This window comes from Paenibacillus algorifonticola, assembly GCF_050481745.1.
GTDB classification, from domain to species: Bacteria; Bacillota; Bacilli; order Paenibacillales; family Paenibacillaceae; genus Pristimantibacillus; species Pristimantibacillus algorifonticola_A.
On sequence record NZ_JBCNGR010000017.1, the window covers coordinates 55,073 to 68,448 of the forward strand.

At 51.6% G+C, this 13,376-nt stretch carries 12 protein-coding genes; 6 read left to right on the plus strand and 6 right to left on the minus strand.

Going from position 1 to position 13,376, the window contains the following annotated elements:
* Positions 1-51 precede the first annotated feature (51 nt).
* Genes ABEW34_RS16500 through ABEW34_RS16510 form a run of 3 tightly spaced genes read right to left on the minus strand, consistent with a single transcriptional unit; the run spans position 52 to position 4,117 of the window.
* Positions 52-1,908: an ABC transporter ATP-binding protein gene (locus ABEW34_RS16500; RefSeq protein ID WP_430160269.1), complete on the minus strand. Its 1,857-nt coding sequence runs from the start codon at positions 1,906-1,908 to the stop codon at positions 52-54.
* Positions 1,901-3,646, minus strand: coding sequence for an ABC transporter ATP-binding protein (locus tag ABEW34_RS16505; RefSeq protein WP_430160270.1), 1,746 nt, complete (start codon positions 3,644-3,646; stop codon positions 1,901-1,903). Before ABEW34_RS16505 ends, ABEW34_RS16500 begins: the two co-directional genes overlap by 8 nt.
* A 12-nt stretch (positions 3,647-3,658) precedes the next feature.
* Positions 3,659-4,117 carry a MarR family winged helix-turn-helix transcriptional regulator gene (locus ABEW34_RS16510; protein ID WP_430160271.1) on the minus strand — a complete coding sequence of 153 codons (459 nt, stop codon included), beginning with the start codon at positions 4,115-4,117 and terminating at the stop codon, positions 3,659-3,661.
* Positions 4,118-4,419: 302 nt separating this feature from the next.
* On the opposite strand from ABEW34_RS16510, the gene ABEW34_RS16515 reads away from it, so the two are divergent.
* Positions 4,420-5,517: a hypothetical protein gene (locus tag ABEW34_RS16515; protein ID WP_430160272.1), complete on the plus strand. Its 1,098-nt coding sequence runs from the start codon at positions 4,420-4,422 to the stop codon at positions 5,515-5,517.
* Between the two features lie 147 nt (positions 5,518-5,664).
* On the opposite strand, the gene ABEW34_RS16520 is transcribed toward ABEW34_RS16515, so the two are convergent.
* Positions 5,665-5,931, minus strand: a complete 267-nt coding sequence (locus ABEW34_RS16520) for a hypothetical protein (protein WP_430160273.1) — start codon at positions 5,929-5,931, stop codon at positions 5,665-5,667.
* Positions 5,932-6,134: 203 nt separating this feature from the next.
* On the opposite strand from ABEW34_RS16520, the gene ABEW34_RS16525 reads away from it, so the two are divergent.
* The 3 genes from ABEW34_RS16525 (at position 6,135) to ABEW34_RS16535 (ending at position 8,662) form a co-directional block, all read left to right on the plus strand.
* Entirely contained in the window at positions 6,135-6,617 is a 483-nt protein-coding gene (locus ABEW34_RS16525) for a CcdC family protein (RefSeq protein WP_430160274.1), read from the plus strand.
* Between the two features lie 46 nt (positions 6,618-6,663).
* The gene (locus ABEW34_RS16530; protein WP_430160275.1) at positions 6,664-8,007 is read left to right on the plus strand and encodes a DUF2252 domain-containing protein; all 1,344 of its coding nucleotides are present in this window, start codon (positions 6,664-6,666) and stop codon (positions 8,005-8,007) included.
* Between the two features lie 109 nt (positions 8,008-8,116).
* Complete coding sequence (locus ABEW34_RS16535; RefSeq protein ID WP_430160276.1) at positions 8,117-8,662, plus strand: glutathione peroxidase; 546 nt, start codon at positions 8,117-8,119, stop codon at positions 8,660-8,662.
* A gap of 135 nt (positions 8,663-8,797) precedes the next feature.
* On the opposite strand, the gene ABEW34_RS16540 is transcribed toward ABEW34_RS16535, so the two are convergent.
* Positions 8,798-9,556, minus strand: a complete 759-nt coding sequence (locus ABEW34_RS16540) for a glycosyltransferase (RefSeq protein ID WP_430160277.1) — start codon at positions 9,554-9,556, stop codon at positions 8,798-8,800.
* Entirely contained in the window at positions 9,553-10,782 is a 1,230-nt protein-coding gene (locus ABEW34_RS16545) for a hypothetical protein (protein WP_430160278.1), read from the minus strand. The genes ABEW34_RS16540 and ABEW34_RS16545 overlap by 4 nt, the downstream gene beginning before the upstream one ends.
* Before the next feature lie 204 nt (positions 10,783-10,986).
* Here ABEW34_RS16545 and ABEW34_RS16550 point away from each other — a divergent pair, with 204 nt between their 5' ends.
* Positions 10,987-12,660, plus strand: a complete 1,674-nt coding sequence (locus tag ABEW34_RS16550) for a glutamine--tRNA ligase/YqeY domain fusion protein (RefSeq protein WP_430160279.1) — start codon at positions 10,987-10,989, stop codon at positions 12,658-12,660.
* 171 nt (positions 12,661-12,831) lie between these two features.
* The gene (locus ABEW34_RS16555) at positions 12,832-13,314 is read left to right on the plus strand and encodes a hypothetical protein (protein WP_430160280.1); all 483 of its coding nucleotides are present in this window, start codon (positions 12,832-12,834) and stop codon (positions 13,312-13,314) included.
* Positions 13,315-13,376: the final 62 nt, after the last annotated feature.

Genomic DNA, 13,376 nt, shown 5'->3' on the forward strand with positions numbered 1-13,376 from the left:
AAAGGCGAGCGGAGACCACTCCGCTCGCCTTCTTTGTCCTTGCTTGCGGCTCTAGCCGCTGCGCTGGAATTGGCTCATATACAGCTCATAGTAGAAGCCCTGCTGTTCTAGCAGCTCGTCATGCGTGCCGCGCTCTTTAATGCCGCCGTCCGCAATGACGAGAATTTGATCCGCCTGGCGAATCGTGCTGAGACGGTGGGCAATCACAAAGCTGGTACGCCCTTCCATCAGCTTGCGCATGGCGGCCTGTATATGCATTTCCGTCCGCGTATCGATGCTGCTTGTCGCCTCATCCAGAATGAGGATGGACGGATCGGCAAGCACAGCGCGGGCGATGGTGAGCAGCTGCCGCTGCCCTTGGCTGAGGTTCCCGCCGCCAGCGGTGAGCGGCGTGTCATAGCCCTGCGGCAGCTTGCTGATAAAGCTGTGGGCGTTCGCCAGCCGCGCCGCCTGCTCGATTTCCGCATCGGTGGCGTCAAGCCGCCCGTAGCGCAGGTTCTCGCGCACGGTATCGGAGAACACATAGGCGTCCTGAAGCACGATGCCAAGCTGGCGGCGCAGGCTGTTGCGGTCCAGCTCGCGAATATTGGCATCATCGATTGTAATTTTGCCATGGTCAATATCATAAAAGCGCGTGAGCAAATTAATGATCGTTGTTTTGCCGGCTCCGGTTGGACCAACGAGTGCGATCATCTGTCCAGGCTTGGCCTCGAGCGATACATGGCTTAAAATTGGATGGCCTTCGCGGTAGCTGAACGATACGTTGTCAAAGCGCACATGGCCGGTGCAAGCTGCAAGCTGCTTGGTGCCATCGCCTTCGTATTCTGTATCGGTATCGATCAGCTCAAATACGCGCTCGGCGCTCGCCACAGCAGATTGCAGCAAATTGAACTGATTCGCAAGCTCGTTCAAAGGACGCTGGAATTGCTTCGAGTAGTTCAGGAAGCTGACAATGATGCCGACGGTCGTCCAGTCATGCAGCGCCATAAAGCCGCCAACTGCAGCAATAAGGGCGAAGCTGAGATTGTTCATGACGTTCATGAATGGGCCGATTGTTCCTGAATAAATTTGCGCTTGAATGCTCGCATTCGTCAGCTCGCCGTTCATTTTATCGAATTGCTCTGCGGCCCGCTGCTCGCGGCGGTACACCTGCACCACCTTTTGCCCAGCGACCGTTTCCTCGATAAATCCATTCAGCTCGCCCAAATGCTGCTGCTGCTTGGAGAAGAAACGGCGGGTGAAACCCGCCACCTTCTTAGTGAACAGCAGCACGAGCGGTATCGTTACCATGCTAAGCAGGGTCAGCCATAGATTGAGCGACAGCATAATGGCGAGCGATCCTGCAAGCATGATGACGCTGGATAACAGCTGCGTGACGCTCTGGCTGAGCGTACTGGACACATTTTCGATATCGTTCGTTGTTCGGCTCATCAGCTCTCCATTCGTCTTGCCATCAAAGAAGCGAAGCGGCAGCAGCTGCAGGCGGCCGAACAGGTCGCGGCGCATGTCCAGCACCGTATTTTGGGATGCGCTCACAACCAGCTTCTGCTGCAGCCAAGTTAGGATGGAGCTGCCCGCATATACGGCAAGCAGCAGGAAGCATAGCGACAGCAGTCCGTCATAGCTGCGCGGAATGATGTATTGGTCGATGGCGTGGCCAATGAGATACGGCGCGGCGAGCGACAGCAGCGTTGCGCCTATCGTTGCAAGCAGCACGCTCATTAATGTTGCGCTATAGCGGCTCAGGTAGTTCCAAATACGACGCAGCGTCTGGAGTGTATTTTTGGGTTTGGCTTTTGCAGTTGGAATGCCCGGAGGACCGCCGCGCATTCCAAGGTTCGGCAGAGCCGGCGCTGACGCTGACGCTGACGGGCGCTCACCAGGAGAGAAAGGCTTAGGATCAGCCATGAACGGTCGCCTCCTTGCCAGCCTGCGACTGGTAAATTTCCTGATAAAGCTCAGAGGAGCACAGCAGCTCGCTATGGGTGCCCTCTGCGGCAATTTGCCCGTCATCGAGTACAATAATATGATCGGCGTCGATGACGGAGGAAATGCGCTGCGCGATCATAATGCTGGTGCGTCCGTGCATCAGCTGCCTCAGCGCTGCTTGGATCTGCGCCTCCGTTCTCATGTCGATGGCGCTCGTGCTGTCATCGAGAATGAGCACCGAGGGCTGGAGCAGCAGCGCACGAGCGATCGACAGCCGCTGCTTCTGCCCGCCGGACAAATTGACGCCGCGCTGGCCAAGCTGCGTGTCATACCCTTCGGGAAGGCGGGTAATAAAATCATGCGCCGCCGCGGCCTTGGCGGCGGCAAGCATTTCGGCTTCGGTGGCCTCTGGCTTGCCGAAGCAAATATTTTCACGAATGGTGCCCGTGAACAAAATCGACTCCTGAAGCACGATGCCAATATGGCTGCGCAGGCTATTAAGCTCGATGTCGCGCACATCAACGCCGTCCAGAAGCACGCGCCCTTGTGTGGCTTCGTACAACCGAGGAATCAGGCTGACCAGCGTAGACTTGCCTGATCCGGTGGCTCCAATCAGCGCAAGCTTCTGTCCCGGCTTCGCCGTAAAGCTAATGTTGCGCAGCTCATACGCATTCTCTGACGCAGTTATGCCCGCATAAGCGAATGAAACATGCTCGAACGCCACTTCTCCCGCTGTATCGTTATGTTGGGCAGCCGAATCAGCCGAGCGAATTTCCGATGACGTGTCCAGCACCTCCTGCACGCGCTGTGCAGAAACCTTCGCCGTTGAGAAACGGACGAGCATCATGCCGATCATCGACAGCGACAGCATGACCTGGGTCACATAATTGATAAAAGCAATTAAGTCGCCGACGGGAAGCGCTCCTTTTTGCACATCAAGACCGCCATACCAGAGCACGGCAGCAATCGCCGCATTCAAAATAAAAGTGAGAATCGGCATATTAATGGCGACCAATTGCATCGCCTTAATAGCCGAGCCCGTATAATCCCGATTCGCACGGCCAAACCGCTCGTTCTCATAGGTGGAGCGGACAAATGCTTTGGCGACCCGGATGCCGGTAAAGTTTTCTTGCAGCACCGTATTTACTGCATCCAGCTTCGACTGCATGCTCGCAAACAGCGGCAGAGTAGAGCGAATCAGCGCAAACATGACGATAAACAGCAACGGAACGACAATGGCGAGAATGAGCGCAAGCTTCGGGCTGATAGTAATCGTCATAATAATGCTGCCAATGGCCAGCATTGGCGATCTGACAAAAATGCGCAGCAGCATTTGCACCATTGTCTGGAGCTGGACAATATCGCTCGTAAGCCGCGTAATCAACGATCCGGTCTTAAGCTCATCCAGGTTTCGGAAGGAAAACGTCTGTACCTTGCGGAACAAATCGCCGCGCAGATCGGCTCCGAATTTTTGCGAGGCAATGCTGGAGTATACGGTGCAGCCAACCCCGCCAATCAGGCCCACTAATGCGGCTGCAAGCATATATAAGCCTGTTATTTTGATATGGCTTAAATTTCCTTTAATGATGCCTTCATCGACAATGCTCGCCATCAGCTTAGGCTGGAGCAGGTCCATGCATACTTCCAAAACCATCAGCAAGGGGGCAAGCAATACAGCGGCCCAGTGAGGTTTCAAATATCGCGCAAGCTTGATCATCGTCCACTTCCTCTAATCTTGATTTCCCTCGGCAGGGTTCATCGCGTTTATATTATCGCCAATTCGGTGCAGCATCCCTTTGAGGATTTGTTTTTCTTCCTCGCTGAAGCCTTGCAGCGACTGCTCTTCCAGAAGTTGAAGCGTCTCGCGCAGCTTGCCAAGCATCGCTTTTCCTTTGTCGGTCATAAAAATGCGCGACACACGCTGATCACGTTGATCGGCTTCCCTGCGGACAATGCCGTTCTTCTCCATCCGGTTCAGCATCACGGTAAGCGTTGCCGCTTTAATATCAAGCTCCTGTGCCAGCTCGTTCTGGCTCCGTCCCGGTCCACGCTCCAAGGCGAACATCAGCGGCGGCTGCCCCGGATAAAGATCATAATCCTGGAGTTGGGCATGCAGCTGCTTCTGATGCTGGCGGGTTAAATGGCGGAGAATCCGCGTAATATGGTCAGGCCCTCTGCGAAATGGCATAGCGGCACCCCTCTCTTTTTGAACATCATACAGAAATTAGTTTGTCGACTAACTATATTTTAAAACGAGGCTGGAACCGCCGTCAAGCTTTATTCTTAGCGTCATGCAGCCTATTCTCAGTATTCATTGTGGTATTATAAAAAGTGTTTTTGTATAAATTTGTATTGAATGTTATTGGTAACTATATTAAAATATGAATTGAGATTAACATAATTTCCTTATTTTATAACATAATTGATTGGAACCTAATAGGCAGATAAGGGAGGTTAATAAAAAATGAAAGAAGATGGAGGGAAAAAACCATGACAATGAAAAGAAAGTACGTGACTACGCCTTTTTTAGTTCTCTTGCTGTTTTTCGTAATGGCTCTTCCTATTTCAGCCGAAGCCGCCACTTTTAATCAACCCGAATTGCTGCCCGCTGTTCAAGCAGAACCTGATTTAATCGGGGAAGTAGAAAGCATTCAAACCGATTGGGAAAGCGGTATAGCGCTCAGTGCGTCCGATCTTTTGAAAAAACCGAATCCAGCGTATGCGGCAAGCCGCTTAAATTATAATGTGGAAGGAGATATCCTGTTCTATAGCAGCTCATTAACGGCGAGCAATCCGCAAAATTTTTATTTCTTTAGTTTGGCGACGGCACGCAGCATCATTTTTCGGACTCAATCTGCCAATGCCAGCTACCGTGTAGATTTGTACCAGATTGATTGGAGTACGGGGACGGCTTATCCGACAGGCATCGGCAATACAAGCGGCAATCTGTCAGCTGCCAACAATTTGCCGGCTGCCGACTTTGGACTATTAGTAACTTCTACGGGCACAGTAGGAGACACCTATAATATCCAGTCCAATGCTTCCGCTCCTAATGGCGCCATATCTTATAATAGCGTTTCAAATCTGTTGCAATCCGTAGTATGGAAGTATTCGAATAATGATTTATATCTCAACAATAAGCGGATTGCCAATACGACCAATGCTGCGAATACGAACCCGCAATTGGATTGGGAGAGAGAGTATTATTTTTCTTATGGGGGCAACTATCAATCGCGCACTCATAGCATTTCAGATGCACGAGTGAATTATATTACAACGGCGGTAGACTATCATTCTACTTATGCAAGCTCCAACAATGCCGTACTTATAGTATTGAAGGAAGATACCTTATTCATGTATCACTATTCTACTTTCGCCTCTGGCCCTCCAACACAATATTTTCAAACCTTTGTTGATACGAAAGGGTATACAACGCCAAGACGGTTCGGCTTGCTGGACATGCTCGGAAATCCCCAAATTCTAGTTTATGACTTGAATACGAACAAGGTTATTGATTTTGTCAGCGACTTGAATTTCTACTATGCAAATGGAATCGAGCCTGCGCCTACCGTTAATTACTATAACTAGATTCGTATAAATACTGCCTAGTGCTAGCATTGAATAGAAGGCAGGTTATTAAAAAAGCTATCCCCTACACCGTTTTTGAACGGCTTCAGGGATAGCTTTTTCTATTATTTGTGGTTTCAATGCTGTTGTTACAAATAAAGGCCCTATCTAGTCATCATCCTCCAGCAGCTCGGTCAGCTCGGCGCGGTCTGCATCGTCTGCTGTTTTGTGAACTGTGCCGTATGGATGCTCAGCAGGCGCATAAATGCTGTGAATTTTGAGCGGCTTGCTGCCGGTGTTAACGAGGTTGTGGAATATGCCGGAAGGCACCATAATAGCATAATCTGTTGCCGCAGGCCGCTGGAACGTGAGCTCATCCTCGCGCAGCCTTATCAGCACCAGCGCTTCGCCATCCTCAATGCGCTGGTTATGCAATCGGGGGCGTTTTTCTCACGACCGCCGTTGGTTCCTTATTTCTTTTTTCACAAATGAACGCCATCTGAGGTGTTGGCCGCTTTATTCAGAACGCGCTAGAACCAGCGGTTTTAAGAGATTAGACAATATTTGCAGCGGCCTGTTTTTTGAAGTAGGATAAAGAAAGAAAAGGCATTCTTTTAAGAGTAAGGGGGAAAAGGGCGGTGCAGCTGTCTACTGAAATGATTCAGGTAGGCTTCATTATAATGTCGGCTATCGCAGGGCTTATGCTCATCTTATTGCGTATCCGGGCAGGCAAGCAGCCGACTACCCTTCGTAAAATCATTATCCCGCCAGTCGGCATGTCGACCGGTTTTATGATGTTCCTGGCACCTATAACTCATATTCCATGGGGCTGGGGGGTCGCGGCATTCGGGACGGGCCTATTGATATTTTCTTTTCCGCTGGTCGTATCGACCCGGCTGGAGCGTATTGATGCCGATATTTATGTCAGGCGCTCCAAAGCTTTTATTTTCATCATGCTGACCTTATTCATTATTCGAATGGCGCTGCACAGCGTTGTGGAGCAATATATGTCGATTCCGCAGACGGGGGCGATGTTCTATCTCGTGGCCTTCGGCATGATTATTCCGTGGCGGCTGGCGATGGTCAATGATTATCTTAGATTGTACAAGCTTTCTTCATAGATGGAGTCGGATAAAAGGTAGAGCTGCTGCCTAAGGGGGAACCGAAATGGACGGATCATTGACAGAACGTGTAAAGCTTACGCAAAAGAGGCTTCGGAAACGGACGATTACCGCTGTTCTTACTGAATTTGATCATAAAATCATGAGACTGGGCAGCGAGAAGCGGGAGGAAAAGTACCGCAAAATGTCGATAAGCCCGTTTTCCTTTTTTCGCGGCAGCGCCTATTTATTTTATATGGATGTGACGAGGGAATGGTTTCCCTATCACACGCCGGCAGAGCGTCCGACCTGGATTCAGGGCGATTTGCATTTTGAAAATTTTGGAGCTTTCCGTAACGAGCAGGGGACGCTTGTCTATGATGTGAATGATTTTGACGAGGGCTATTTGGGCTCGTATTTATATGATTTGCTGCGCATGTCGGTCAGCATCGCACTTGTGTGCCGCATGAAAGGCGAGTCGGAGGAAGCCCAGAAGGAGCAAATCGAAGCTTATCTGCGCGCCTATGTGAAACAAATGTGGAAATTCGTTAAGGGCAAGGATGATCCGGCTTCGTTCGCGATGGATGAAGGGCGGGCAAGCGGCAAGGTCAGGAAGCTGCTTCGCAAGCTGCAGAAGCGCCGGGAACAGCATTTTTTGGAAAAGGTTACGGCGCTTGTTCAGGAGCATCGCAAATTCGCCCATACGGATGAGATCGTCGCTCCAACGGAAAAAGAGCGTGCTGCGCTTCTTGAGGCTTGGCCGCAATATGTGGAAAGCCTGCATGCTGATGATGCGCAGGAGGCTGCCCATTATCACATTAAAGATATAGCGGTTAAGCATGGCTCTGGAACAGCCTCGATCGGGCTGGACCGTTTTTATGTACTGATTGAAGCGGGCAGCGGCGAGCAAGGGCACGAGGATGATATTGTGCTGGAAGTGAAAGAGGTGCGCGTTGCGGTTCCGGCTTATTTTCTGCCCTATGATGATTCGTTCTGGACAGCGTTCGAGCATCAGGGCAAACGCGTGACGATGACCCAGCAGGCAATGCACCATGAGGCTGATCCGTATCTCGGTCACCTGACGATTGGCAACAGGCAGTTTTATGTGCGTGAACGCTCTCCCTACAAAAAGCGGCTCAAGCTCGAATCGCTGGAGACGGCGGAGGATATGCGGATCGTGACAGAGACGATGGGCAAGCTGACCGCGAAGCTGCATGCGCGTGCGGATCGGGATGTGCAAAGCGGCGTTCTGGATTATCACAGCGAGCAGGCAATTGTCAAAGCGATGGGCAGTGACGAAGAGGCCTTTAGCCGCTTCATTGCAGAGTGGGCGATGTCCTATGCGGATCAAGTTGAGCAGGATTATGCGCTGTTTGTAGATTGGCTGGGCAATAAGTCAAATGCGGACTAGCGGATAGTGTGCTCCACAACAGCTGCCAAGCGTGAAGACAGACGGGAAGACAGGTTGGAAGAAAGGTTGGAAGACGGAAAAATAAACCTACAAATAGGAGTGTGCATTCATGTCTATATATAATTATCAAGCGGATACAATTGCAGGAAAGACAGTTAGCCTGGAGGAGTATAAAGGCAAGGTTGTTATTATTGCCAATACGGCGAGCAAATGCGGCTTTACGCCCCAATATGCTGATTTGCAAAAGCTTTATGAGCAGTACAAGGATCAAGGCCTGGAAATACTCGGATTCCCAAGCAATCAATTTGGCGAGCAGGAGCCTGGCGAAAACTCGGATGTACAAAGCTTTTGCCAGCTGAACTATGGCGTAACCTTCCCGCTGTTCGCGAAGACGGATGTGCGTGATGAAACAGCACACCCGCTATTCAACTACTTGACGGCAGAGGCGCCGTTTAACGGGTTTGATACAACGGAAGCAAGCGGCAAAATGCTAAGCGCATTTTTGACCGAAAAGCTGCCGCATTTTATGGATGGAGACTCGATCAAATGGAACTTCACCAAGTTCCTCATTGACCGTGAAGGCCGTGTCGTCAAGCGTTTCGAATCGACAGATGAGCCGCTCAGTATGAAGGAAGATATTGAGAAGCTGCTATAAAAATGCTGCAATAAAAAACAGAAAGCGGCCTTCGTCCTAAGCTCCATCGGACGGAGGCCGCTTCCTTATTAAAGCCAGGGAAAGACAGCCGAAAATCCTTCATAGCGTCAATGATTTGGAGCTAGGCTGCCCACGTCATTCTCCCTTTGATTTCCCTCGCTCCTCCCAGCGAACAAGCCGGGGGTTCGGATCAAGAATCGAGGCATATTGGGCAAGATTGCCCCATTTGCCATCCGGGTCAAGCTGCATATGCCGCTCATATTTACGAAGGCGCTCCTCCGCGCTTCCTGCCCAGCCGAAATGCTTGATCCGCAGTTCGGTCTGTGCTCCGGGAAGCGCGCTGCAGGTGAGTGGAAGACGAGGCGCATGCTGTGCCCATTGCGGGTAGGCATAATGGTAGCCTGGCAAGTAGCGAGCGAGCGCCACCGTCGGACGTTGATGCGAATTCCACAAGGCATCCTCCCGGTAATGCGTTGCTGAACCCCAGAAATCATACTTTCGAAAAGCAAACCAGTCGTACTCGCCCTGATTTATCAGGCTCCTCATCTCAGCCTTGGCGGCATCCTCATAAAATTCGTCTGCATCGACCGCAAGCAGCCAATCCGGCTCGGTTTCTTCGGCTGCGCGCCAGAGCAATTGGCGCAGCCGCCATTCGCATCCGAACAACCGCTCCTCATTTTCTACCAGTTTGACGACTTTGCGGCTGGCTTTGCATATCGCAACGGTTGCATCGGTGCTGGCATCGTCCACAATGACAATTTCATCAACGAAGCTGGACAGGTCCGCAAGCAGCGTCTCCAAATAACGGCCTTCCTCATTGCGTACCTGCATGATAGCGGTCAGCTTATTGCCTGATAATTTGCGAGGGATACGAAATGGCCCCAAGCCGCTCATGGCTGAACCTCCCTGCCGCGATGGTGTGCCTGCTCCATTACGATGCTATCGAGCCTGGCGAGTTCAATGATGCTGCTAAGCGCTTCGTTGTTAGTCTCCGCCGCGATAAGGCAGCTGTGAATCGCTTCATGGCGCTTGCCCTGCAGCAGCAGCACCGTGCTGGTCATCAGTTGAAACTGCTCGCGTTCAGCTATGCTCCCCGGCGGTTCCATCGCCAGCAGCTGGTAGGCACATTCCAGTCTGCCGCTTTGCAAATAAAGCTCGGCCAGCAGCCTACGGGCTTCCGGATCGGCTTGCCGCGGCTCAAGCAGGGCAATCGCGGAGCGATAATCATCGTTGAGCCGGTACAGCAGCGCCTCAGCTAATAGGCGCTTGCCGCCGTCCATCCAACGGAGCAGCTGCTCGCCCTGCTGCTGCTCCTCTTCGGTGAGCGCGGTGTACAGATAGGTGCGCACCGCATCATCCGTCAATCCCAGCTCCAGCTGCGTGGCGGAACGAAACCGATAAATATGCTGCAGCGCCTGCTCGCGCCCATCCAGCACAGCTAGCTCGAAGGCGGCGAGCAGCTCGCCCTGCGCTCGCAAGCTTTCGCCGGTTAAGTAACGGTATAACGCATGGGAAAAAAGCTGATCCGCCAGCCGCTCTCTTCCTGCAGCGGACGGGCCAGCCGCACGCGTCTTGTCGGCTTGCTCCTCATGCCAAATCGCACGGTAGCGCTGCTGCAGCCGTATGAGCGTCTGCGAGGCATAGCCGTCCAAATGCCATTCAATCGCTTGTCTCGCCAGCAGATCGGACGTTTCGTCGGTACCATCAAGCAGAAAAACATCATCACGGCAAAAGGCCTGCTCCAAATAAAATGCCTCCGTATAGGCAATGACGAGCGTCGCCCGCGCGCACAGCCAACTGCGATAGGAGCGCCATCGCTCTTCTTCCTGGGGCTCTGAATCGGGAAAGTAGGCAATCAGGCATCGCGTTGCCAGCGGTGCTGCTATATGCGTCCAGCAAGGATGGAGCACAAGCGCGCAAGTGCTGTCAAAGTCCAGCTCAGGCAGACGAGCGAGCGATAGGGGAGCAATAGCTGCGGTGATTGCCCAGTCAGGGAGCGCATCCTCGGCGACCATATAGATTTGGCGCTGTTTTCCGAGCTTAGCCAGCCAGTCGCGCTCCGCCGCCGGGAACGCTCCAAAACGGCTGTAGGGAAAAATAACGATCGGCTTCCCAGTCATGATGTCTTCACCATCCGTTCAGGTTGCCCCAGCCTCTGGCAGCGCACGCCGTGCCGCGAGCAAATACATGATTAATAGAACCTATGAAAACAAAGGTTGATCACATGCCATCTATTTTATTATCCGGCCCGATGATCTTATAATTTTGCGGGATTTTGTGTATTATAGAAAGATATCTATTTTTCGTGGGAAAGGTTGGTCACAATGGAAAACAACGTGGACACAAAGCTGTCATCCTCTAACTTTATAAAAAATATTGTGAGCGAAGATTTGAAGACCGGCCATGTCCAGGAAATCGTGACGCGCTTTCCGCCGGAGCCCAATGGCTATTTGCATATTGGACATGCGAAGTCGATTTGTTTGAATTTTGAGCTGGCTGACGATTTCAAAGGCAGAACAAACCTGCGCTTTGACGATACGAACCCGGTCAAGGAAGATACCGAATACGTCGATTCCATTCAAGAGGACGTGAAGTGGCTGGGCTTTGATTGGGACGAGCTTCATTTTGCCTCGGACTATTTCGAAGAGCTTTACAACCGGGCGGTGCTGCTCATTAACAAAGGCAAAGCATACGTATGCGACTTGTCTGCCGAGCAAATTCGTGAGACTCGTGGAACACTGACGCAGCCGGGGCAAAACAGCCCTTATCGTGAGCGCAGCGCAGAAGAAAATCTCGATCTGTTTGCCCGTATGCGTGCCGGAGAATTTCCTGACGGCTCCAAGGTGTTGAGAGCAAAGATCGATATGGCTTCGCCAAATATCAATCTGCGTGATCCGGTGCTGTACCGCATCGCTCATGCCCATCATCACCGGACTGGCGATGCGTGGTGCATTTACCCGATGTACGACTATGCGCATCCGATCAGCGATGCGATTGAAGGCATTACGCATTCCATCTGTACGCTGGAGTTCGCCGATCACCGTCCGCTCTATGACTGGGCGATTGCCGAATGCGAGATGCCGGCGGTGCCTCGACAATACGAGTTCGCCCGTCTGAACGTTACCAATACCGTGATGAGCAAAAGAAAGCTGAAGCAGCTTGTCGACGAGAAAGTCGTAACCGGCTGGGATGATCCACGAATGCCGACGATCAGCGGTCTGCGCCGCAAAGGCTTTACAGCGGAAGCGATTCGCGCCTTCTGCCGCGAAATCGGGGTTGCCAAGGCGAACAGCACGGTCGATGAGCGGATGCTGGAGCATTTTATCCGCGAGGACCTGAAGCTTAAGGCGCTTCGTACGATGGCTGTATTGCGACCGCTCAAAGTCGTCATTACGAACTATCCGGAAGGCCAAACCGAGCTGCTGGATGCAGAAAATAACGCCGAGAACGAAGAAATGGGCATGCGCCAAATTCCGTTTGGCCGCGAGCTTTATATTGAGCAGGACGATTTTATGGAAAACCCGCCCAATAAATATTTCCGTCTGTTCCCTGGCAATGAGGTGCGCTTGAAGCATGCGTATTTCATTACTTGCCAAGAGGTTGTGAAAAATGAAGCCGGCGACGTGATTGAGCTTCGCTGCACCTACGATCCGGCAACGAAAAGCGGCTCGGGCTTTAACGCCCGCAAGGTGAAGGGCACGATTCACTGGGTTGAAGCGTCACAGGCGGTTCCTGCGGACTTCCGCTTGTTCGAGCCTCTGATTACGAATGAAGCAGAAGAGGATGGCAAGCCATTCCTTGAATGCATCAACCCGAACAATCTGGAGCTGCTTCAAGGCTTCGTAGAGCCGAACATGAAGGATGCCGAAGGACAGGCGAAGTTCCAGTTTTTCCGCCACGGCTACTTCAATGTGGATCCGAAGGATACGACGCCAGAGAAGCTTGTTTTCAACCGCATCGTTTCGCTGAAAAGCTCTTTCGATCCAGCGAAAGCATAATGACAGCGATCGAGCAATAGGATAAGCCGTGAATGCCTGCCTTATGGGTGGTGTTCGCGGCTTTTTTCTTTTTTTGAGCTGCAAGAAGGAATTTGTCACTTTTTGGTGAATTTTACCTAGTGGCTGCTGCGAAAAAAAGAAAGCACAAAAACATAACTAGGAGCTGAAATGATGAAAAAACTGGAAATTAAAGGGATAGGTACGGTCAGTGCTTTTAAAGCGACGGCGTATATGATGATTATTCCTTCTGCCCTTTTATTTTTATTAGGAATTGGAATGTTAATGGTAGGGTTGATTACTGGGGAGCCTACCGTCTTGATCCTCGGTATAACCTATACGTTAATGCCGGTTTTTCTAATTGGTATCTACGGTGCAATTAGCATGCTTATCGCTTTGCTGTATGGCGTATTGGCCAAGAAATTCGGCGGCTTGGAGCTGATCGTTGAAGAGAAGACAGAGCTGGATTTAACGAAGGGACCAGCAGGAAACGGCTATGCGCCGGGGCCACAGTCCCATTTTAGCCCGTCCAGCAGCCCAACTAGCAGCCCAATCAACAGCCCGTTCAACTCTGGAAGCACGAGCCCGCAATCCAATATGACGCCGCCTCCACTGCCCAATCTGCCTACAGGCCCTGATCAAAACAACAATACGTAGGTGCCGTTTGGATTCATTGCCTCCATTCGAAATGGCAGTCCGAAGATAATCTCAACCATGAA

What these genes read in the sequence shown, in the direction of transcription:
- ABEW34_RS16555 (WP_430160280.1), top strand. Translation starts at nt 12,832, where the DNA reads ATGAAAAAACTGGAAATTAAAGGGATAGGTACGGTCAGTGCTTTTAAA.
- ABEW34_RS16550 (WP_430160279.1), top strand. Translation starts at nt 10,987, where the DNA reads ATGGAAAACAACGTGGACACAAAGCTGTCATCCTCTAACTTTATAAAA.
- ABEW34_RS16545 (WP_430160278.1), bottom strand. Translation starts at nt 10,782, where the DNA reads ATGACTGGGAAGCCGATCGTTATTTTTCCCTACAGCCGTTTTGGAGCG.
- ABEW34_RS16515 (WP_430160272.1), top strand. Translation starts at nt 4,420, where the DNA reads ATGACAATGAAAAGAAAGTACGTGACTACGCCTTTTTTAGTTCTCTTG.
- ABEW34_RS16500 (WP_430160269.1), bottom strand. Translation starts at nt 1,908, where the DNA reads ATGGCTGATCCTAAGCCTTTCTCTCCTGGTGAGCGCCCGTCAGCGTCA.
- ABEW34_RS16510 (WP_430160271.1), bottom strand. Translation starts at nt 4,117, where the DNA reads ATGCCATTTCGCAGAGGGCCTGACCATATTACGCGGATTCTCCGCCAT.
- ABEW34_RS16505 (WP_430160270.1), bottom strand. Translation starts at nt 3,646, where the DNA reads ATGATCAAGCTTGCGCGATATTTGAAACCTCACTGGGCCGCTGTATTG.
- ABEW34_RS16535 (WP_430160276.1), top strand. Translation starts at nt 8,117, where the DNA reads ATGTCTATATATAATTATCAAGCGGATACAATTGCAGGAAAGACAGTT.
- ABEW34_RS16540 (WP_430160277.1), bottom strand. Translation starts at nt 9,556, where the DNA reads ATGAGCGGCTTGGGGCCATTTCGTATCCCTCGCAAATTATCAGGCAAT.
- ABEW34_RS16530 (WP_430160275.1), top strand. Translation starts at nt 6,664, where the DNA reads ATGGACGGATCATTGACAGAACGTGTAAAGCTTACGCAAAAGAGGCTT.